We start from the raw sequence: 20,997 nt of genomic DNA, 5'->3' as shown, positions 1-20,997 counted from the left end.
GGTTCAGCCTTCCCGCCGGCCATCGAGCAAGCGGCGCAGTTGCAGCGGGTTGCCTTGTTGCAGCGCATCGGGCAGCAGTGCATCGGGGAAGTCCTGGTAGCACACCGGGCGCAGGAAACGCAGGATCGCCGCGGTGCCTACCGAGGTGCCGCGGGTGTCGGAGGTGGCCGGGAACGGGCCGCCGTGGACCATCGCGTCGCACACCTCGACCCCGGTCGGCCAGCCGTTGACCAGGATCCGCCCGGCCTTGCGTTCGAGGGTGGGTAGCAGATGGCGGGCGCAGTCTAGGTCGGCGGCGTCCAGGTGCAGGGTGGCGGTCAGTTGCCCTTCCAGGTGTTCGGCGACCTGGCGGACCTGCTCGTCGTTGTCGCAAGCGACCACCAGCGAGGCGGCGCCGAACACTTCGGCCTGCAGTGCCGGATCGGCGAGAAACGCCTGGGCCGAGGTGGCGAACAGGTGCGCCTGGCACTGGTTCGGGCCTTGATGGGGCTTGCCGCTGGCGATCTGGCGGGCATTGCGGTTTTCGCCCAGTGCGGCGACGCCGTTGGCATAGGCGCTGGCAATGCCGGGGGTGAGCATGGTCTGCGCCGCGGCTTGCCGGACTTGCTCGGCGGCGGCATTGATGAAGCGTTCGAGGGCCGGCCCCTGACGGGCGATCAGCAGCCCGGGGTTGGTACAGAACTGGCCGGCGCCCTGGGTCAGCGAAGCGACGAAGGCTTGCGCCAGAGGTTCCGCTCGGGCTTGCAGGGCGGCTTCGAAGAGGAACACCGGGTTGATCGAACTCATTTCGGCATAGACGGGGATTGGCTCCGGGCGTGCCTGGGCGGCCTGGCACAAGGCGAGGCCGCCGCTGCGCGAGCCGGTGAAGCCGACGGCCTTGATGCGCGGGTCGCTGACCAGACCGATACCGACCTCACGGCCGGCGCCATACAGCAGCGAGAACACGCCCTCGGGCAACTCGCACTGCGCGACCGCCCGGACTACGGCCTGGCCGACCAGTTCGCTGGTGCCGGGGTGGGCGCCATGGGCCTTGACTACTACCGGGCAACCGGCGGCCAGTGCCGAGGCGCTGTCGCCGCCGGCCACCGAGAAGGCCAGCGGGAAATTGCTGGCGCCGAACACCGCCACCGGGCCCAGGGCAACCTGTCGTTGGCGCAGGTCGGGGCGTGGCAGTGGCTGGCGCTCGGGCAGGGCGTTGTCCACCCGTACATCCAGCCATTCACCGGCCCGTACCACGCGAGCGAAGGTACGCAGTTGCGCGCAGGTGCGGCCGCGCTCGCCCAGCAGACGAGCCTTGGGCAGGCCGGTTTCGGCGTTGGCGCGGTCGATCAGGGCATCGCCCAGGGCTTCGATCTGCTCGGCGATGGTGTCGAGAAAGTGGGCACGTTGTTCGAGGGTGGTTTCGCGGTAGGCATCGAAGGCTGCCCAGGCCAGGGTGCAGGCCTGGGTTACCTGCTCGGCGCTGGCGCCGGCGTAGGGGGGGGCTAGGGCCTGGTTGCTGGCCGGATCGATGGCGCGGATCGGTGCTTCGGTGCCGACCACGGAGCGTTGGCCGATTAGCAGGTTGCCGGTGAGGGGCATGAGGACATCCTTTGGAATTAAATTCAGACTCAAGGGCGTACCGCAGCCCTGTGGGAGCGGGTTTACCCGCGAAACAAGCAACTCGGTGCATGGCACCGGCCTTGCCGGTGTTCGCGGGTGAACCCGCTCCCACAGGGGGGGCGGGCTGTCCTCGATATCAAGCCTGGTTCTGCTCGGCCGACCAGCTGGCGTACCAGGTGCGGAACAGCGCGTACTGCTGTTCGACGTAGTGGCGCTGGGCGTCGGTGAGGGCGTCGGTTTCGTTGAAGTGCAGGCGGTACTCGGTGTCGCCGTTGAGCACCATCAGGTGCTTGTAGTACAGCACCAGGTCGCAGCCTTCATCGAACGACGACAGCACCGCCAGCGCCGATTCCAGCTCCCGGGCCTGGCGTCGGGCCTTGGCATCGCCCTTGGCGGCACGCTTGCTCAGGTTGACCAGTTGCAGCACTTCGCGGGGCAGCGCGTTGCCGATGCCGGTGATGGCGCCGGTGGCGTTGCAGTTGACGAAACCGTGCACCACTTGCGTGTCGACGCCGACCATCAGGGTCACGTCATCGTCCTGGGAGGTGATGTGCTCGGCGGCGTAGCGCAGGTCGGCGGCGCCGCCGAATTCCTTGAAGCCGATCAGGTTGGGGTACTCGCGACGCAGGGCGAAGAACAGGTCGGCGCGGGTGGCGAAACCGTAGTAGGGGCTGTTGTAGATCACCGCCGGCAGCTTCGGCGCGGCGGCGAGGATCGCCGAGAAGTGATGCTGCTGGGCGGTCAGCGAGGCGCCGCGAGACAACACCCGGGGGATGACCATCAGGCCGGCGGCGCCGACCTTGGCGGCGTGGGCAGCGTGGGACACCGCTTCACGGGTGTTCACCGCGCCGGTGCCGACGATGGTCGGGATGCCGGCGGCCACCAGGCGCGCCACGCCCTCCTGGCGCTCGGCCTCGGTCAGCAGCGGCCAGTCGCCCATCGAGCCGCAGTACACCACCGCGCTCATGCCGGCGTCGATCAGTTCGCGGCCCTTGCGCACCAGGGCGTCGAAGTCCGGCTTGCGCTCGGCGGTGCAGGGGGTCATCAGGGCGGGCATGGTGCCGGTGAAGATGTTGTCGGTCATTGTTGTCACTCCTGGCGGTATTCAGTGGGAAATGAAGGGGTCAGATGCCCCAGGCGAACGGATCCTGCTCGTCGATCAGCAGGGTGTTGTCGGCGGTCATGTGGGCGCGGCCGGTGATGAACGGGCGAATGCGTTCACCGTTGCGTTCGTAGCGGCCGTGGAACTGGCTGCCGGTGATGCTGGCCTGGACCCAGGTCTGGCCTTCGGCGAGCTTGCCGTCGGCAGCCAGGCACGCCAGCTTGGCGCTGGTGCCGGTGCCGCAGGGCGAGCGGTCGTAGGCTTTGCCGGGGCACATGACGAAGTTGCGGCTGTCGGCGTTGGCGTCGTCGGCGAACAGCTCGACATGGTCGATCGGGGCACCGTGTTCGCCGGTGATGCCCTGGGCCTCGAGGGCCTTGAGCAGGGCCCAGGTGTAGTCGGTGAGGGCTTCGCGGTTGTCCAGTTCGATGCGCTGGCCGTGGTCGGAAACCAGGAAGAACCAGTTGCCGCCCCAGGCGATGTCGCCACGCACCAGGCCATGGCCCGGCACGTCCACCGCCACCTGCCGGCGGTAGCGGTAGGATGGTACGTTGCCGACGGTGACGGCGCCGTCGTCATGCAGGGTGGCGCTGACCTGGCCGACCGGCGTGTCGATCTTGTGCTCGCCCGGTTCGATCAGGCCCAGGTGGTGCAGCGAGGCGACCAGGCCGATGGTGCCGTGGCCGCACATGTTCAGGTAGCCGGCGTTGTTGAAGAAAATCACCCCGCAGGTGGCATCCGCAGAGACCGGCGGGCAGTACAGCGCGCCCACCAGCACATCGTTGCCGCGAGGCTCCAGCAGGCAGGCGCGGCGCCAGTGGTCGTGCAGCTCGCGCAGTTCGTCACGCTGTTCGGCCATGCTGCGGCCGTGCAGGGTCGGAAAGCCTTTCATCACCAGGCGGGTCGGTTCGCCGCCGGTATGGGAGTCGATGACGTGGATCTCTTTCATGGGTCAGTTCGTTCCAAAGTGTGGGGCAATCGTGGGAGCGGGCTTGCCCCGCGATGAGGCCGCTTGCCCTGAATCGCGGGGCAAGCCCGCTCCCACGAGTTCCCGTCAGTTCTCAGGAGGCCAGTGCAGCCGGCTCGTGCCCGCGATTGGCTTCGGTACCCGCTTCGCTTTCATCCTCGCCATCGAGCCGCACCAGCCGGGCCGGCACGCCGGTGGCCGCGCCCCAGTAGTAGATGCCCAGGGCACTGGCGGCGACGATCACGGTGTCCAGCGGATGGCCGATCACACCCAGGCCGCCAAAGCTGCCCAGCCAGGAGAGGAAAATGGTCACGGCGTAGAAGCCGATCAGCCAGGCCGACGAGCGCACCTGTTGGCCCAGCGACAGGTGTTCGGTGGGGACGAAGCGGCGGCACAGCAGGTACAGCACGAACATCACGATCTGCAGCGCCAGCAGCCAGGACACGGTGTTCCAGCCCGACCAGTAGACGATCAGCGCGGCGATGATGAACGACAGCGGGCCGAGCACGCCCATGCCCTTGACCCGGAACGGCCGGGCCATGTCCGGGGCGTTGCGGCGCAAGGCGGCGACCGACACCGGGGCCACCGCGTAGCTCAGCACCAGGGCGGCGGACACCACGTTGATCAACGCTTCCCAGGACGGGAACGGCAGGGTCCAGAACACCGCCAGGCCGAAGGTCAGCCACAGCGCCGGGCGCGGGATGCCGGACTGCTCGTCGATGCGGGTGAAGTACTTGAAGAAGGTGCCGGTCTGCGCCCAGCCATAGATCACCCGTGGGGTGGCATTCATGTAGATGTTGCCGCAGCCGCTGGGCGAGATCACCGCGTCAGCCACCACCAGGTAGGCCAGCCAGCCGACGCCCAGGGCCAGGGCGATGTCACGGTAGGGCAGGGCCAGCTCCTTGGTCACTCCGGCCCAGCCGTTGGCAATCATCTCGGTCGGCACGCTGCCGAGGAACGCCAGTTGCAGCAGGGCATAGATCGCGGTGGACAGCAGCACCGAGAGAATCAGCGCGATAGGGATGGTGCGCTGCGGGTTCTTCACCTCGCTGGCCACCGAGATGATCGGCGTAAGCCCCAGGTAGGCGAAGATGATGCCGCCGGCCGACACCGCCATCTCAACGCCGGACAGGCCGAACGGCGCGAAACCCTGGACCTCGAAGTTCTCCGGTTTGAAGAAGGTGAACAGCACGCCGATCACCAGCAGCGGCACGATGAACTTGAACACGCTGACCAGGTTGTTGGCCTTGGCGAAGGTCTTCACGCTGCGGTAGTTGAGCAGGAAGAACAATCCGAGCAGGGCGAACTGCACCAACCAGCCGAGCACCGTAGGGTCGCTGGAGCCTGTCTTGGTCAAGGCCGGGAACCAGGCTGCGGCGTACTGGCGCGAGGCGACCACCTCGATGGCGATCAGGCTGGAGAAGGCGATCAGGGTAATGAAACCCATCAGGTAGCCCAGCAGCGGGCCGTGGGAATACACCGGGTAGCGCACCACGCCCCCGGCCCGTGGCAGGGCGGCGCCGAGCTCGCAGTAGACGATGCCCAGCAGCAGCACGGCGAAGCCGCCGAGGAACCAGGAGAGGATGCCGGCGGGGCCGGCGATGGCCGAGACATGGCTGGCGGCGAACAGCCAGCCGGAGCCGAAGATGGCGCCCAGGCCGATGAAGGTGAGGTCCAGCAGGGACAGCTGTTTTTTGAATTTGCCTGACATGGTTGCGCCTTTTTGTAGGTTTTGGATAGGCAGGTCTGATGTCACGATGCGGCGGCATGCGCCGCGTTCTTGTAGGTCATGGGGCGGCTTGCGTGGGGCATAGAGTGGACCGATCGGGGCCGGGGTTCTTGATGGTTTTCTGCAAGGTGGGTGACGAAATCGGCATAGTCGAAGAAAAGACTGGCGAGCTGGGGCGGTGGCTGGATAGGCTGGATTGCATAGCCGGCAAGGGCTGGAGAGATGCAGTGGCAATACCGGCCTCTTCGCGGGGCAAGCCCGCTCCTACAGGTATTGCGCTTGCTTCAAGATCGGCGCGATCCCTGTAGGAGCGGGCTTGCCCCGCGAAGAGGCCGGCCCTGCCACCGGAGACCTGATTGAATGTCACACGACTCACTGGCAACCCTGTACCAGACCCTCGACCAGCACCGCCCCGAATCCCTCGAGGCCCTGCTCACCGGTGTGGTCTGGCTGCTGCCCATGCTCGACGTGATCGCCAATGCGGCGATCTTCATCAAGGACGACCAGGCCCGCTACGTCCTGGCCAACCGCACACTGGTCCAGCGCTGCGGCCTGAAGTACCTGCAACCGCTGCTGGGCAAGACCAGCGCCGAGGTGTTCCCGGCGCGCCTGGGCCCCGGCTACACCGAGCAGGATCGACGGGTGCTGGAGCAGGGCCTGGTGCTGGAGGACCAGCTGGAGTTGCACCTGTACGGCAGCCGCGAACCGGGCTGGTGCCTGACCCACAAGCGTCCGCTGTACGATCCGGCGGGGACGATCATCGGCCTGGTGGGCATTTCCGTCGACCTGCAGTCAGCCACCGACACCCATCCCGCCTACCAGCGCCTGGCGGCGGTGGATGCGCATATCCGCGCGCATTTCCACCAGCCGATCAGCATGGGCGAGCTGACCCGCATCGCCGGGATCTCGGTGGCGCAGCTGGAACGCTACTGCAAGCGGGTGTTCCACCTCACTCCCCGGCAGATGATCCACAAGGCCCGCCTGGAGCATGCGCACCAGTTGCTGCACAGCGACCTGCCGATCATCGAGGTGGCTCTGCGCTGTGGCTACACCGACCACAGCGCCTTCAGCCGGCAGTTCAGGCAACTAACCGGTTTCACGCCGCGGCAGTACCGGATGGCAACGAATTAAAGGTCGATGCATAAATGCATTGATTTATTATGCTTTTATGCATATATTGGGTTTCAACGCTACTCAGTAGCGTGCATAAACTCAATCGATACAGGATGTTCACGATGACAACCGCTTACACCGCCAAGAATTCCCTGCCTTTTGCAGCGCTACCCACTACCGATGGTGTCGTTCAGTACTTTCGTGCGACCAGCACCAACGTAGCGGATGCGTCCTATGCTCCCGATGGTCTGGCAGCCGCGCCGATCTACGGCCTCGGTGGGCAGCTGTTGCAAGGCAACGAGATTGTCGCTGGCGGCAACGTGACGCTGGTTTCCTACCTCGGTCCACTGCTCAACCAGGGGGCCCTGTGCTGGATCCTGCTGAACTGCGAGGGTGGTGCCCAGCAGGTGGCCAATGCCACGCATAGCCAGCATGCCGTGACGCTTGGCCAGATCATCGGTTTCTCCGGAGCCGCGCCTGGTGACATCAAGTTCTCCGCAGCCAACGAGGCGCCAGTGGGCTGGCTGAAGGCCGATGGGGCATTGGTGTCTCGCGCCGAGCATGGCGCATTGTTCGCCGCCATCGGCACCACCTATGGCGCTGGCGATGGTGTCACGACCTTCGGCCTGCCTGACCTGCGCGGTGAGTTCATCCGTGGCTTCGATGACGGCCGTGGGGTAGACCAAGGCCGGGCGTTCGGCTCCTGGCAGAAGGGCAGCCTCTACCCTTACGACACCACCCAGAACATAGCCAACGGCGTCTGGAGTGCATCCACCACGCAGAACACAGGTCCCGCTTCGCAAGTCGCGATGGGCGTGGATGCCTACTCCACCGACGAGTATTCGACCATTTCGCTGGGTGGGGTCGATGCGCGGGTCAACTATGCATTGCCAGGTCTGTTCGGTGACCGTGGTTACTCCGGGATCACCCGCCCACGCAACATGGCCATGCTCGCATTGATCAAGTGCTGATCACTCGCTGCTGAACAGGGCACGCGCCTCGTCGAAACACTGCTCGGCGATGGCCGAGCGCGGCTCGCTGCGGCGCAGCAGCAGGCCGACCGGGCTGTGGATGCTGGCTTCCTGCACCGGGATGATGCGCATGTGCTTGCTGAGGTCTTCCAGGCCGCAGTCCAGCGGCATGATCGCGCAGCACACGCCGGTGTTGATCGCCTGGATCAGCTGGAAAGTCGAGTCGCTCTCGAGCACGGCATTGGGCGCAAGGCCCCGGCTGCGCAAGCTCAGGTCGAGGGATTGGCGGTAGTGCATGCCTTTGCTCAGCAAACCCAGCGGCAGCTCGCCGAGGTCTTCCCAGCGCAGGCTATCGGCCTCGAACTGGAAGTGCCGGGTGTCGTGCAGCAGGCCCATGGTGGTGGTGCTCAGCTCGATCACTTCGAAGAAGCTGGTGTTGACCTGGTCGAGGTAGCAGATGCCCAGGTCGAGCTGGTTGCGGCTCAGGCCGTCGATCACCTGCTCGGAGCTCAGCGACGACAGCTGGAAGTGCAGCTCGGGGTACTTCTCGCGCAGGGGCATCAGCAGTTGCATGGGGTTGAAGCTGGCCAGCGGCACGGTGCCCAGGCGCAGGCTGCCGACCACCTGGCCGCGGCAGCTGGCGGCCTCGGCCTGCAGGCCGTCATGGGCGGCGAGCAGGGTGCGGGCCCAGGCCAGGATGCGCTCGCCGGCTTCGGTGAAACCTTCGAAGCGCTGGCCGCGCTTGACCAACACCAGGTCCAGTTCGTCCTCGAGGTTGCGCAGGCGCATGGACAGGGTCGGCTGGGTAATGTGGCACAGCGCCGCGGCCTGGCCGAAGTGGCGGGTCTGGTCGAGGGCGATGAGGAACTTGAGCTGTTTGATGTCCATGGTGCGGCCTGGGGTTGCGGGGTGGGTAGACCTTAACCAAGAGTGAAGCACCTGGCTAATCCTTGATGAACATTTCACCGACCCGGTAGCGGGTCCGAGATCGGCGATAGAAATCGTCGATCACCCGGTACGCCCTATCGATTGGACGCTGCCGGGGCTTGTCTCTAACGTGGCCGCGAAGCCAATCCTGGAGCAAAGGCCATGAGCGTGAAACCGGACGCGGTGTTCGTACCGCTGAACATCGCGGTGCTGACCGTCAGCGACACCCGCACCTACGACACCGACACCTCCGGCGAGCTGCTGGCCAGCCGCGCCGTCGGCGTGGGCCACCGCCTGGTGGCGCGGGAGCTGCTCAAGGACGACCTGTACAAGATCCGCGCCCAGGTCGCCACCTGGATCGCCGACGACCAGGTGCAGGTGGTGCTGATCACCGGCGGCACCGGCTTCACCGGACGCGACAGCACGCCGGAGGCGGTGGACTGTCTGCTGGACAAGCGCATCGACGGGTTCGGCGAGCTGTTCCGCGCCCTGTCGATCCTCGATATCGGCACCTCGACCGTGCAGAGCCGGGCCCTGGCCGGCATGGCCAACGGCACCCTGGTGTGTTGCCTGCCGGGCTCGACCGGCGCCTGCCGCACGGCCTGGGAAGGTATCCTGGCCGAGCAGCTGGATGCGCGGCACCGGCCGTGCAACTTCGTCGCGCACCTGAAGCCAATCGGGGCATGCGACAGCCGAGGTTAGTGCTTTCCTGTACCGGCCTCTTCGCGGGCAAGCCCGCTCCCACAGGCGTGGATTGCCCCCAAGAAGTTGGACGCCAATCCAGCCCTTGGGGCAGTCCAGGCGCCAGATTATCCTGTGGGAGCGGGCTTGCCCGCGAAGAGGCCGGTACAGATGAACCCGACTTTTCAGCTCAGCACATGATCCACCGGCACCAACGCCGGTGGCAGCGGCTCATGCCCCAATGCCCCCAGCACATCGCGCTCGACGGTGCGCACCAGCGCATCGGTCGGCAGATCGTTCTCGTCCCGGCCGAACGGGTCTTCCAGTTCGTTGCCAATCGCATCCAGGCCGAAGAACGTGTAGCTGACGATGGTGGTGAACAGCGGTGCCAGCCAGCCCAGGGGTTCTGCCAGGGCAAACGGCAGCAGCAGGCAGAAGATGTAGATGGTGCGGTGCAGCAGCAGGGTGTAGGGGAACGGCAGCGGCGTGCCCTTGATTCGCTCGCAGGTGGCCTGCACATCCGACAGGCCGGCTAGGCGCTGCTCCAGGAGGGTGTAGCGGAACTCGCTGATCGCGCCGTCCTTCGCCAACCGTGAGCACTGGGCACCGATATCGCGCAGGATACCGTCGCACACGTTGTGCGCGGTGATCGGCGCGCCCTCGGCCAGCCAGGTTCGCGCCAGGGGCAGTTCGTCTTCGTTGCGCAGTCGGGCATTGAGGGCATGGGCGAAGCCGCACAGGCCACGCAGCATCTGCGCGCGCAGCTGCTGGTCCTCGATCGCCACGCTTTCGCGCACGAACGAGCGCACCTCGATGATCATCCGTCCCCAGGCCTTGCGGCCCTCCCACCAGCGGTCGTAGCAGGCGTTGTTGCGAAAACTCATGAAGATCGACAGCGACAGCCCCAGCAGGGTGAAGGGCGTGGCGCTGACCGGGTAGAACAGCGCCGGGTAGTGCCGCTCGACCAGCACGATCAGCGCCGCCAGCAAGGTCACCGCCAGGCAGCGCAAGGCGATACGCTGGACAATCGAGCCCTTGAGGGTGAACAGCACGCGCAGCATGTCGGGGCGTGAGTGGACGATCAAGACGGTTCCAGAGGCGGCCGATCAGCCGCCGGTCATGTTCATGAAGCGCAGGATCTGCACCTCGCCGCCCACTTCGAAGTGGTGGCGGTAGGGCTTGAGCTGCATGGCGTCGCGCAGGGTCTTTTCCAGGCGGGCGCTGTCGCCGGGGTGTTGGCGCAGGACCTGCTTGAGGTCCACCGAGTGCTCGTTGCCCAGGCACAGCAGCAGGCGGCCTTCGACGGTCAGGCGCACGCGGTTGCAGGTGGCGCAGAAGTTGTGGCTGTGCGGCGAGATGAAGCCGACCCGGGTATCGGGGGCTTCGGCCAGGCGCCAGTAGCGCGCCGGGCCCTGGGAGGATTCGGCTGACTCGACCAGGGTGAAGTGCTCGGCCAGGCGGGCGCGCACGTCGTCGCTGGAGCAGAAGGACTCGCCGCGCTCGTGTTCGCTGATGACGCCCAGGGGCATTTCTTCGATAAAGGAGATGTCCAGCTCGCGGTCGATGGCGAAGCGCACAAGGTCGACGATTTCGTGGTCGTTGCGGCCCTTGAGCACTACCGCGTTGAGCTTGGTGCGGCGAAAGCCCGCGGCGCGCGCGGCGTCGATACCGGCGATCACCTGCTTGAGGTCGCCGGTACGGGTCAGGGCGCGAAAGCGCTCGGGGTCGAGGCTGTCGAGGCTGATGTTCAGGCGCGAGACGCCGGCATCGAACAGCGGCTGGGCCAGGCGGCCGAGCTGCGAGCCATTGCTGGTCAGGCACAGTTCGCGCAGGCCGGGCAGGGCGGCGATGCGCTCGCACAGCCCGACGATGCCCTGGCGCACCAGGGGCTCGCCACCGGTCAGGCGGATCTTGCGGGTGCCCAGGGCGACGAAGCGCTCGGCGACCAGGTACAGCTCCTCGAGGCTGAGAATCTGCTGGCGCGGCAGGAACTGCATGTCTTCGGCCATGCAATAGACGCAACGAAAATCGCAGCGGTCGGTGACCGACATCCGCAGGTAATCGACTTTGCGGTTGAAACCGTCGATCAGGGCCTGGGGGTTCTTTTCCACGTTCGCGCTCGACCTGTGCAGTGGCTGGGGGCGGCGAAAGGCCGCAGACAAGGTTCAAGCTATAACCTGCGCCCAGTGACGTCAAATTGCTTTCCCCGACCGTTCGATCAGTCTCGTCTATCACGGCTGCAGGCCACGGAGCTCAAGGGCTATACCGGGTGATCGAGACGGTTTATCACGCTGTCATTTATTTCGATTGGACGCACTGGGAGCGGCTTCTTAGGCTGGAAAAAACACCGTGCGGAGAAGCGCAGCATGAGCCAGGACGAACACATCAGGGACTACAAGGGGCCGGCCGCCGGCTGGGGCGCGCTCAAAAGCGTGACCAAGAGCTGGCTGGGCAGCGAGAACGCCTTCAAGAACCTGCGGGCCATGCTCAAGACCAACCAGAACGGCGGTTTCGACTGCCCGGGCTGTGCCTGGGGCGAGTCGCCGGAAAGTGACATGGTCAAGTTCTGCGAGAACGGCGCCAAGGCGGTCAACTGGGAGGCCACCGGCCGCTCGGTGGATCCGGCGTTCTTCGCCCGCTACAGCGTCAGCGCCCTGCTCGAGCAGACCGACTACTGGCTCGAATACCAGGGCCGCATCACCCACCCGATGCGTTACGACGCAGCCACCGACCATTACGTCGAAACCAGCTGGGACGAGGCGTTCGCCCTGATCGCCCGGCACCTCAACGGCCTCGAGTCGCCGGACCAGGCCGAGTTCTACACCTCGGGTCGGGCCAGCAACGAGGCGGCGTTCCTCTACCAGTTGTTCGTGCGCGCCTATGGCACCAACAACTTCCCCGACTGCTCGAACATGTGCCACGAGGCCAGTGGCGTCGGCATGGCCGAAACCCTCGGCGTGGGCAAGGGCACCGTGGTGTTCCATGACCTGGAGCTGGCCGATGCGATCTTCGTCATCGGCCAGAACCCTGGCACCAACCACCCGCGCATGCTCGAACCGCTGCGCGAGGCGGTCAAGCGCGGCGCCCAGGTGGTCTGCTTCAACCCGCTCAAGGAGCGGGGCCTGGAGCGCTTCCAGCACCCGCAGCACCCGTTCGAGATGCTCAGCAACGGCTCCGAACCGACCAACACCGCCTACTTCCGTCCTGCACTGGGCGGCGACATGGCGGCCATGCGCGGGATCGCCAAGTTCCTCCTGCAGTGGGAGCGCGAGGCGCAGTTGAACGATGAGCCACCCGTGTTCGATCACGCGTTCATTGCCGAGCACACCAGCGGTGTCGAGGATTATCTGACGCTGGTTGATACCACTCCGTGGGAACACATCATCGAGCAGTCGGGCCTGAGCAAGGCCGAGATCGAGCTGGCCGCGCGCATGTACCGCAAGGCCGAGCGGGTGATCATGTGCTGGGCCATGGGCGTGACCCAGCACCGCCATTCGGTGCCGACCGTGCAGGAGATCGTCAACCTGCAGCTGTTGCGCGGCAACGTCGGCAAGCCAGGTGCCGGCCTGTCGCCGGTGCGTGGTCACAGCAACGTGCAGGGCGACCGCACCATGGGTATCGACGAGAAGCCCAAGGCGGCGCTGCTCGATGCACTCGAGAAACGCTTCCAGTTCAAGGTACCTCGCGAGCATGGCCACAATGCGGTGCTGGCGATCCAGGCCATGGAGGAGCGACGGGCCAAGGTGTTCATTGCCCTGGGCGGCAACTTCGCCCAGGCGACTCCGGACACTCCGCGTACCCACGCGGCGCTGCGCAACTGCGAACTGACCGTGCAGATTTCCACCAAGCTCAACCGCTCGCACCTGGTGACTGGGCGTGATGCGTTGATCCTGCCGTGCCTGGGCCGCACCGAGATCGACATCCAGGCCGAAGGGCCGCAAGGCGTCACCGTGGAAGACACCTTCAGCATGGTGCATATCTCCCATGGCCAGCTGAAACCGCGCTCGCCGCTGCTGCGCTCGGAGCCGGCCATCGTCGCCGGCATGGCCAAGGCCACCTTGGGCAGCAAGCCGATTGACTGGGACTACGCGATTGCCGACTACGCTCGCATCCGCAGCATGGTCGCCGACGTCATCCCGGGCTTCAGCGAATTCAACGAGCGCCTGCAGCATCCGGGTGGCTTCCACCTGGGCAACAATGCTGCGGACCGTAATTTCCGCACCGCCACCGGCAAGGCGCGGTTCACCGCGAACGTGCTGCCCGAGCAGTTGGTCAACGCCCAGGTGCTGGCCCGTGGCGACAAACCCGACCTGATTCTGCAGACCCTGCGTTCCCACGACCAGTACAACACCACGTTGTACGGGCTGGACGACCGCTACCGTGGGGTGTTCGGCCTGCGCGAGGTGGTGTTCGTCAATGAGGCGGACATCCGCCGGCTGGGCTTCGAGCCGGGCGAGCAGGTGGACCTGGTGTCGCTCTGGGAGGATGGTCGCGAGCGGCGGGTCTCGGGGTTCCGCCTGGTGGCCTATGACGTGCCGCAAGGCCAGGCGGCGGCCTACTATCCGGAGACCAACCCGCTGGTGCCGCTGGAGAGTTATGGCGAGGGGACCTATACGCCGACCTCGAAGTTCGTGGCGATCAAGCTGGAGAAGGCCAGGGCCGGGAACCGGATCGAGGCGATCACCACGGAGGTGTAGGAGCGGCCTTGTGCCGCGAAAGGGCTGCGTAGCAGCCCCGACAATCTCACATGATGCCGAAAACCCGGGGGCGCTGCGCGCCCCTTTCGCGGCACAAGGCCGCTCCTACAGAAGAGGGGCGCGCTGTTGCACTTTCAGCGACGTACCGGATACGCCGTGGTGTACTTCATCTGCTCCATGGCAAAGCTGGAGGTGATGTTCGACAGCCCGTCGGTGCTGGTAATCAGCTTCTTGTAGAAGCGGTCGTAAGCGGCGATGTCGCCCACCACCACCCGCAGCATGTAGTCCCAGTCACCGGACATGCGGTACACCTCCATCACCTCCTCGAATGCCGTCACCGTGGCGGCGAACTGCGCCAGCCAGGCGCTGTCGTGGCGCTGGGTCTTGAGCTGGACGAACACCGTCAGGCCCAGGCCCAGGCGCTCGGGGTCGAGCAGGGCGACGCGGCCGCGGATGTAGCCTTCCTCTTCCAGGCGCTTGACCCGCTTCCAGCACGGCGTGGTAGACAGGTTGACCGCCTCGGCCAGGTCCTTGAGGGACAGCGACGCATCACGTTGGAGCAGGGTGAGGATGTGCTGGTCGAAATTGTCCATGGCGTCATCTGGCAGATTTGAGGGAAAGTTTTCCAAGGTTAGCCGTACGAGGCGAACGTTGAAAGCCTTTCGGCTGGTTCTTCGACAGCAACGTTCTGTTGGCGCCCGGGCCTTGCGGATATGAGATAGTGGCGGTTTTCCATCCTCAGTCAATGGACCCGACCATGTCCGACAAACCGCGCAATTTCGCCACCCGCACCATCCACGCCGGTGAGCAGTCCAGCGTCGCCGACAACGCCATCTTCCCGGCCATCGTCACTTCCAGCTCGTTCATCAAGCGCGGCCTGGACGACAACCCCGAATACGCCTACAGCCGTGTCAGCAACCCGACCCGGCACGCCTACGAGACCTGCGTGGCCGCACTGGAGGAGGGCGTCGGCGCGGTCGCCTGCGCCTCGGGCGTCAGCGCCACCGCCACGGTGCTCGAGCTGCTGTCCAAGGACGCCCACGTGGTGGTGATGAACGGCGTCTACGGCGGCACCTTCCGCCTGCTGGAAGACTACCGCGGGCGCACTTCGGGCCTGACCACTACCTATGTCGACCTCAACGACGTCGAGGCCGTGGCCGCGGCGATCCGTCCGGACACGCAACTGATCTGGATCGAGTCGCCGACCAACCCGCTGCTGCACCTGGTGGACATCAAGGCGGTCTGCGACCTGGCCCGCGCCCGTGGGGTGATGACCTGCATCGACAACACCTTCTGCTCGCCATGGAACCAGCAGCCGATCAACCTGGGCGTGGACCTGGTGATGCATTCGGCGAGCAAGTACATCGGCGGCCACTCCGACCTGACCGGTGGCGTGGTGGTGGCGGCCAATCACAAACTGCTGGGCCGTTTGCGCAAGATCAGCATGGCGGTCGGCGCGATCCAGGGGCCGTTCGACTGCTACCTGGCGCTGCGCGGGCTGAAGACCCTCGACGTGCGCATGGAGCGCCAGAGCGCCAACGCCCTGCGCGTGGCGCAGTTCCTCGAACAGCATCCGCAGGTCGAGCAGGTCTACTACCCGGGGCTGGAAAGCCACCCGCAGCATGAGTTGAGCAAGCGCCAGATGCGCACCGGCGGTGCGGTGGTGGCGCTGCGCATCAAGGGGGATCGGGCCGCGGTCAACCGCCTGGTCGAGGCGCTGTCGATCTTTGTCCTGGCCGATTCGCTGGGTGGGGTGGAGAGCATGATCAACCACTCCTGGAGCATGTCGCACAACTCCCTGAGCCCGGAGCAGAAGGGCGTGATGGGGATCAGCGAGAACCTGGTGCGGTTGTCGATCGGGATCGAGGATTACCGGGACCTGATCGAGGACCTGGACGCGGCGCTGAAGGCTTCAGCTTCCGTGTGATGGCTGCCGGCCCATTCGCGGGTAAACCCGCTCCCACAGGTACAGTACTGATTTCAATGTGGGTGGTGGCCCTGTGGGAGCGGGTTTACCCGCGAAGAGGCCGGCAAATGTTCTGGTTCAGTCAGGATTTGGGCGGATGGACGATCCGTTCGATCTCTTCCTTGATCAGAGCGCGTTCTTTTCGAAGTCGATTGAGGTTGTCATCCGTAGTGAGGCCGGTTTTCTCAACGTTCTCAATGTCATGATCCTTCTCGGTGTAGCGTTTCTTCAGCTCTGCGAGTTTGTGGTTTTCCTTCGCAAGCGCATTGAAGTCATCTTCCTTTACGCCAAGGTCTTCAAATAGATTGTGCGGAACTGGCATTTCTCCACCTCTCTCAGGGTTGGTAAGCGAACCTGAACCAAGAGGATAGTCGCCTTTGCCGCATTGCGGGACTGGGTTAGGCTGTCGCCCATCCCTGCGTAACCGGAACCTGCGCCATGCCTCACCTGAACCTGGAATACAGCGACAACCTGCGCGAGCTCAATGTCGACGTGCTGCTGCTGCGCCTGAACCACGCCCTGGTCGGCAGCGGCCAGTTTGCCGAAGAGCTGGACATCAAGAGCCGTGCCCAGGCCTTCGCCCAATACCGGGTCGGTACCGCGCCGGGCGAGCGGGCCTTCGCCCATGTACGCCTGGCGATCCTCAACGGGCGCACGCCGCAAGTGAAGCAGCAATTGTCCAACAGCCTGCTCGAGGTGCTGCGCGAGGCGATCCCCGGCCAGGCCGGCCTGGACATCCAGCTGTGCGTGGAGGTCCTGGATATCGATCGCGAGCCGTACGCCAAGCTTCGCCTGCCTGGCTGAATGGCAGCTGAATGAAAGTTGTTTAATGGATGAAAGACGTCGGCATACTAATTGTTGGCGTCTTTTTCACAAAAAATTGATGCTAGGCTTTCTAGAGTTCGGCCAACTTCCCAACCTGCCCGTCCGGGCGTGTTGGCCGCTGATGAACTCTTGTTGCGAACGCCATGCTGAAACTCAAATCCCTGCGGACCGAATGGGTCACGTTGCTGGCCAGCCTGTACCTGTTGATCGGCTTCAATAGCTTGCTTTGGCAACACCTGGAATCCATCGTGCCGCCGGGCATGGTGGGGCTGTGGCTGAGCCTGGCGTTCGCCGTGCTGATGCTGTTCGCCTTCAATCTCATACTTACCTTGCTGGCGTTTCGTTATGTCCTGAAACCGGTATTGATCGTGTTGTTCCTCAGCGGTGCAAGTGTCGCTTACTTCATGAATCAATATGGTGTGCTTATTGATGCCGGCATGTTCCGCAATGTTGCCGAAACCAATGTGGCAGAAGTACGCGATCTGCTCTCGCTGAAGTTTGCCCTGTATATCCTGCTGCTCGGTGTGCTGCCGTCGCTGCTGGTGTGGAAGGCCAGGATCGCCTATCGCCCCTGGCACCGCGAACTGCTGGGCAAGCTGGTGGTGAGTGGGGCCTGCGTCGCGGCCCTGGGCTCGGTGGCGCTGGTCAACTACCAGGGGTTGGCGTCGTTGTTTCGCAATCACCATGAACTGCGCCTGATGCTCACGCCAAGCAACATTGTCGGGGCCTCCATCGGTTATGTCAGCGAACAGGTGGGCAGCGCCACCCGGCCATTTCAGCGCTATGGCGAAGATGCCCGTCGCGATAGCGCCTGGCAGCAGCATGCGCGCAAGTCGCTGACCGTGCTGGTGGTCGGCGAGAGTGCCCGGGCGGACAACTTCGGCCTGCTCGGCTATGCCCGCGACACCACGCCACGACTGGCCAAGGAGCAGGGCCTGCTGAGTTTCACCGACGTCCACTCCTGTGGCACCGAGACCGCCGTGTCGGTGCCCTGCATGTTTTCCGGCATGCCGCGCAAGGACTACGACGCCCGCGTGGCCAAGAACCGCGAGGGCCTGCTCGACATCCTCCAGCGCGCGGGCCTGGCGGTGCAGTGGCGTGACAACCAGTCCGGCTGCAAAGGCACCTGCGACCGGGTGCAGTTCATCGATGTGAGCAACCTCAAGGAGCCGGCGCTGTGCGCCAGTGGCGAATGCCATGACGAGATCCTGCTGCAGGGCCTGGCCGAGTTGCTGGACAACCTCGACCAGGACACCGTGCTGGTGCTGCACCAGATGGGCAGCCATGGCCCTGAATACTTCAAGCGCTACCCCGCGGGCAACGAACCCTTCTCCCCGGTGTGCCGCAGCAACGCCCTGAACCAGTGCAGCCAGCAGGAGATCGTCAACGGCTACGACAACACCCTGGCCTACACCGACAAGGTGCTGGCCACCCTGATCGATACCTTGCGCAGCCGACAGGACAAGGTCGACACCGCGATGATCTATCTTTCAGACCATGGCGAGTCGCTGGGCGAGTACAACCTGTTCCTGCACGGCACGCCCTACATGATCGCGCCGGACCAGCAGAAGCATGTGCCGCTGCTGGCCTGGTTCTCCGACAGCTACCGCCAGGACTTCGGCCTGGACACCGAATGCCTGGGCAAGCTGCGCGATGCGCCGTTGTCCCAGGACAACCTGTTCCACTCGATGCTCGGCCTGCTGCAGGTGCGCACCGAGGTCTACCAGCGATCGCTGGACATGTTCGCCAGCTGCCGGCCGTGGCTGGCGGCCAAACGCTGAGCGGTCGACCGCCCGGCACCATGGATGGCGCGAGGTTTCACCCCCAGGGGCCGCGCCGTATATACTGCGCGCCAATGTTAGTGGGAGAGCCTCGTGGCCATCGAAATACACTGGATCCGTGACGACCAGACCCTGGCCGAACACTGCCGAAGCTGGCGCGAACAGCCCTTCGTGGCCCTCGACACCGAATTCATGCGGGTCGACACCTTCTACCCCAAGGCCGGCCTGATCCAGATCGGCGTCGGCCAGTGCGCCTATCTCATCGACCCCCTGCTGATCCGCGACTGGCAGCCGCTGGCCGGGCTGCTCGAGGACAGCGGCGTGGTCAAGGTGCTGCATGCCTGCAGCGAAGACCTGGAAGTATTGCTGCGACTGACCGGCAAGCTGCCCCAGCCGCTGTTCGACACCCAGCTGGCCGCCGGCTACCTGAACATCGGTTTCTCCATGGGCTACTCGCGCCTGGTGCAAGAGGTGCTGGGGCTCGAACTGCCCAAGGGCGAGACCCGCTCGGACTGGCTGCAACGCCCGCTGTCGGACACCCAGGTGAGCTACGCCGCCGAAGACGCCGTGCACCTGGCCGAACTGTTCGACGCCCTGCGCCCGCGCCTGTCGGATGACAAGTACGCCTGGGTGCTGGAAGACGGCGCCGAACTGGTCGCCGCGCTGCGCCGCGAAGTCGAGCCCGAAACCCTGTACCGCGACGTCAAGCTGGCCTGGAAGCTCGGTCGCCAGCAACTGGCCGTGCTGCGCGAACTGTGCGCCTGGCGCGAGCGCGAGGCCCGCAGCCGCGATGTGCCGCGCAACCGCATCCTCAAGGAACACTCGCTGTGGCCCATGGCCAGGAGCCAGCCAGACAGCCCGTCGGCGCTGGCGAAAATCGACGAGATGCATCCGCGCACCATCCGCCAGGACGGTGAGCAGCTGATCCAGCTGATCAAGCGCGCCGCCAGCCAGCCCCAGGAGCAGTGGCCCGAGCCGCTGCCCGAGCCGCTGCCGATCGAAGCCGCCGGCATTCTCAAGCGCCTGCGCGCCATCGGCCAGGCCGAAGGCGAGCGGCTGGGCATCGCCCCGGAACTGATGCTGCGCAAGAAAGCCCTCGAAGCCCTGCTCAAGAGCGGCTACCCCGACGGCCCCTATCAACTGCCCGATGCGCTGCGCGGCTGGCGTCGCGAGCGCATGGGCCAGGCCCTGCTGGACGACCTGGCGGGCGCCGGAGATTCCCGATGAAACGTATCTGCTCGATCTACAAGAGCCCACGCAAGAACGAAATGTACCTCTACGTGCTCAAGGCCGAGGGGCTGGAGCGTGTGCCTGAGGCGCTGCTGCCATTCTTCGGCAAGCCGGTGCATGCCTTCGACCTGGTGCTGACGCCTGAGCGCACGCTGGCCCGCGAGGACATCGCCAAGGTGCTGGAGAACCTCGACAAGCAGGGCTACCACCTGCAGATGCCGCCGCCGGATGACGACTACATCGAGCACCTGCCCGAAGAACTGCTGCGCCGCAACGACCCGGCCTGATCCAGGCACGGTCCCCTCTCTGATTGCGGCCCGCCTGGCGGGCCGCTTCCGTTGTTTGCCAAGGTTGTGTTTCACATGCGCGTTCTGATCGCTGAACAGGATCATGCCAACTATGCTCGCCTGCTGGGCGAGGCGGCGCCGGACCTGGAGGCCCTGACCAGCGGCGACTCCGCCGAACTGGCGCGCCTGGCCCCCGACTGCCCGGTGTGGCTGGGCCAGCCGGACCTGCTGGCCAGTCTGTTGCGCCAGGGCCACAAGCCTCGCTGGATGCAGTCGACCTGGGCTGGTATCACCCCGTTGCTGGCCGACGGCCTGCCACGCGACTACCGCCTGACCCGGGCGGTGGGCATCTTCGGCCAGGTGATGGCCGAGTACATGCTGACCTACATGCTCGGCCATGAGCGCGATGTGCTGTCGCGCCTGGTCAGCCAGGTCGAAAGGCGCTGGGATGACCGTCCTGGGCGGACCCTGGAGGGACGGCGGGTGCTGATCGTTGGTACCGGCGACATCGGCCAGCGCGTGGCGCAGTTCCTCGTGCCGTTCGGTGTCATCCTGCAAGGCGTGGCCAGCAGCGCCCGCGAGCAGGCGCCCTTCGTCGAAGTGGCGGGCCTCGACCAGTTGCCGCGCCTGGTCGGCCAGGCAGACTACGTAATCAACCTGCTGCCCGATACCCCGGCCACCCACGACCTGTACGATGCGGCGCTGTTCAAGTGCTTCCGCCCCAGCGCCTTGTTCATCAATGCCGGGCGTGGCGTGGCGGTGGTCGATGCCGACCTGGTCGAGGCGCTCAAGCAGGGCCACCTGGCTGGCGCGGTGATCGATGTCTGTCGCCAGGAGCCGTTGCCCCAGCGCCACCCGTTCTGGACCGCCTGGGGGCTGCTGCTGACCGGGCACAGCTCGGCGCCGACCTCGCCGGCGGCGATGGTGCGGTTGTTCGTCGCGAATGCGCGGGCGTATGTGGCGGAGCAGGCACTGCGGGGCGAGGTGGATTTCCAGCGAGGCTATTGACCTGAACCGGCCTCTTCGCGGGTAAACCCGCTCCCACAGGGATATCACCGCTCACAAGAGCAGTGACACACCTGTGGGAGCGGGCTTGCCCGCGAAGAGGCCGGCCCAGGC

Annotated in this window: 19 protein-coding genes; 10 read left to right on the top strand and 9 right to left on the bottom strand. The window is 65.3% G+C overall.

The window, feature by feature from the left end:
* Window positions 1–3 precede the first annotated feature (3 nt).
* The 4 genes from AC0MAZ_RS23225 to AC0MAZ_RS23210 all read right to left on the bottom strand — a co-directional run bounded on the left by AC0MAZ_RS23225 (window position 4) and on the right by AC0MAZ_RS23210 (window position 5,382).
* A complete protein-coding gene (locus AC0MAZ_RS23225; protein WP_475859338.1) occupies window positions 4–1,581 on the bottom strand; it encodes an aldehyde dehydrogenase (NADP(+)) in 1,578 nt (525 codons plus the stop codon).
* A 157-nt stretch (window positions 1,582–1,738) separates the two neighbouring features.
* On the bottom strand, window positions 1,739–2,686 hold the full coding sequence (locus AC0MAZ_RS23220) for a dihydrodipicolinate synthase family protein (RefSeq protein WP_475859336.1): 948 nt from the start codon (window positions 2,684–2,686) through the stop codon (window positions 1,739–1,741).
* A gap of 40 nt (window positions 2,687–2,726) precedes the next feature.
* A complete protein-coding gene (locus AC0MAZ_RS23215) occupies window positions 2,727–3,653 on the bottom strand; it encodes a 4-hydroxyproline epimerase (RefSeq protein WP_475859335.1) in 927 nt (308 codons plus the stop codon).
* Between the two features lie 112 nt (window positions 3,654–3,765).
* Entirely contained in the window at window positions 3,766–5,382 is a 1,617-nt protein-coding gene (locus AC0MAZ_RS23210) for an APC family permease (RefSeq protein ID WP_475859333.1), read from the bottom strand.
* A gap of 378 nt (window positions 5,383–5,760) precedes the next feature.
* Between AC0MAZ_RS23210 and AC0MAZ_RS23205 the strand changes: the two genes are divergently transcribed.
* Window positions 5,761–6,531, top strand: coding sequence for a PAS domain-containing protein (locus AC0MAZ_RS23205; RefSeq protein WP_475859331.1), 771 nt, complete (start codon window positions 5,761–5,763; stop codon window positions 6,529–6,531).
* A 104-nt stretch (window positions 6,532–6,635) separates the two neighbouring features.
* Window positions 6,636–7,484: a tail fiber protein gene (locus AC0MAZ_RS23200; protein WP_475859329.1), complete on the top strand. Its 849-nt coding sequence runs from the start codon at window positions 6,636–6,638 to the stop codon at window positions 7,482–7,484.
* On the opposite strand, the gene AC0MAZ_RS23195 is transcribed toward AC0MAZ_RS23200, so the two are convergent.
* Window positions 7,485–8,372 carry a LysR family transcriptional regulator gene (locus AC0MAZ_RS23195; RefSeq protein WP_475859327.1) on the bottom strand — a complete coding sequence of 296 codons (888 nt, stop codon included), beginning with the start codon at window positions 8,370–8,372 and terminating at the stop codon, window positions 7,485–7,487.
* Between the two features lie 201 nt (window positions 8,373–8,573).
* On the opposite strand from AC0MAZ_RS23195, the gene moaB reads away from it, so the two are divergent.
* Window positions 8,574–9,113 carry a molybdenum cofactor biosynthesis protein B gene (gene moaB / locus AC0MAZ_RS23190; protein ID WP_475859325.1) on the top strand — a complete coding sequence of 180 codons (540 nt, stop codon included), beginning with the start codon at window positions 8,574–8,576 and terminating at the stop codon, window positions 9,111–9,113.
* A 164-nt stretch (window positions 9,114–9,277) separates the two neighbouring features.
* Here the strand turns inward: moaB and AC0MAZ_RS23185 are convergent, their stop codons facing one another.
* The gene (locus tag AC0MAZ_RS23185; RefSeq protein WP_475861488.1) at window positions 9,278–10,153 is read right to left on the bottom strand and encodes a bestrophin family protein; all 876 of its coding nucleotides are present in this window, start codon (window positions 10,151–10,153) and stop codon (window positions 9,278–9,280) included.
* 45 nt (window positions 10,154–10,198) lie between these two features.
* Window positions 10,199–11,203 carry a GTP 3',8-cyclase MoaA gene (gene moaA, locus AC0MAZ_RS23180; RefSeq protein WP_050704307.1) on the bottom strand — a complete coding sequence of 335 codons (1,005 nt, stop codon included), beginning with the start codon at window positions 11,201–11,203 and terminating at the stop codon, window positions 10,199–10,201.
* Window positions 11,204–11,458: 255 nt separating this feature from the next.
* On the opposite strand from moaA, the gene AC0MAZ_RS23175 reads away from it, so the two are divergent.
* Complete coding sequence (locus AC0MAZ_RS23175) at window positions 11,459–13,789, top strand: FdhF/YdeP family oxidoreductase (RefSeq protein ID WP_475859323.1); 2,331 nt, start codon at window positions 11,459–11,461, stop codon at window positions 13,787–13,789.
* Window positions 13,790–13,923: 134 nt separating this feature from the next.
* Here the strand turns inward: AC0MAZ_RS23175 and AC0MAZ_RS23170 are convergent, their stop codons facing one another.
* A complete protein-coding gene (locus AC0MAZ_RS23170) occupies window positions 13,924–14,382 on the bottom strand; it encodes an Lrp/AsnC family transcriptional regulator (protein ID WP_203651322.1) in 459 nt (152 codons plus the stop codon).
* Between the two features lie 152 nt (window positions 14,383–14,534).
* On the opposite strand from AC0MAZ_RS23170, the gene AC0MAZ_RS23165 reads away from it, so the two are divergent.
* Window positions 14,535–15,716, top strand: a complete 1,182-nt coding sequence (locus tag AC0MAZ_RS23165) for a trans-sulfuration enzyme family protein (protein WP_475861486.1) — start codon at window positions 14,535–14,537, stop codon at window positions 15,714–15,716.
* Between the two features lie 121 nt (window positions 15,717–15,837).
* On the opposite strand, the gene AC0MAZ_RS23160 is transcribed toward AC0MAZ_RS23165, so the two are convergent.
* Window positions 15,838–16,077 (bottom strand): HP1242/YdcH family protein, encoded by a 240-nt coding sequence (locus AC0MAZ_RS23160; protein ID WP_081100331.1) that lies wholly within the window; start codon window positions 16,075–16,077, stop codon window positions 15,838–15,840.
* Window positions 16,078–16,193: 116 nt separating this feature from the next.
* On the opposite strand from AC0MAZ_RS23160, the gene AC0MAZ_RS23155 reads away from it, so the two are divergent.
* The 5 genes from AC0MAZ_RS23155 (at window position 16,194) to AC0MAZ_RS23135 (ending at window position 20,886) form a co-directional block, all read left to right on the top strand.
* Entirely contained in the window at window positions 16,194–16,559 is a 366-nt protein-coding gene (locus tag AC0MAZ_RS23155; protein ID WP_232857189.1) for a 5-carboxymethyl-2-hydroxymuconate Delta-isomerase, read from the top strand.
* Between the two features lie 164 nt (window positions 16,560–16,723).
* Window positions 16,724–18,361, top strand: coding sequence for a phosphoethanolamine transferase (locus AC0MAZ_RS23150; RefSeq protein ID WP_475859321.1), 1,638 nt, complete (start codon window positions 16,724–16,726; stop codon window positions 18,359–18,361).
* A gap of 93 nt (window positions 18,362–18,454) precedes the next feature.
* Complete coding sequence (rnd, locus tag AC0MAZ_RS23145) at window positions 18,455–19,588, top strand: ribonuclease D (RefSeq protein ID WP_234560250.1); 1,134 nt, start codon at window positions 18,455–18,457, stop codon at window positions 19,586–19,588.
* Complete coding sequence (locus AC0MAZ_RS23140; protein ID WP_110739238.1) at window positions 19,585–19,878, top strand: YcgL domain-containing protein; 294 nt, start codon at window positions 19,585–19,587, stop codon at window positions 19,876–19,878. Before rnd ends, AC0MAZ_RS23140 begins: the two co-directional genes overlap by 4 nt.
* Before the next feature lie 75 nt (window positions 19,879–19,953).
* Window positions 19,954–20,886, top strand: a complete 933-nt coding sequence (locus AC0MAZ_RS23135; RefSeq protein WP_475859320.1) for a D-2-hydroxyacid dehydrogenase — start codon at window positions 19,954–19,956, stop codon at window positions 20,884–20,886.
* The last annotated feature ends 111 nt before the right edge of the window (window positions 20,887–20,997 follow it).

It is taken from the genome of Pseudomonas sp. A (assembly GCF_056270345.1).
The sequence above is the reverse complement of the archived record's forward strand: the minus strand, read 5'-3'. Positions and strand labels throughout refer to the sequence as shown.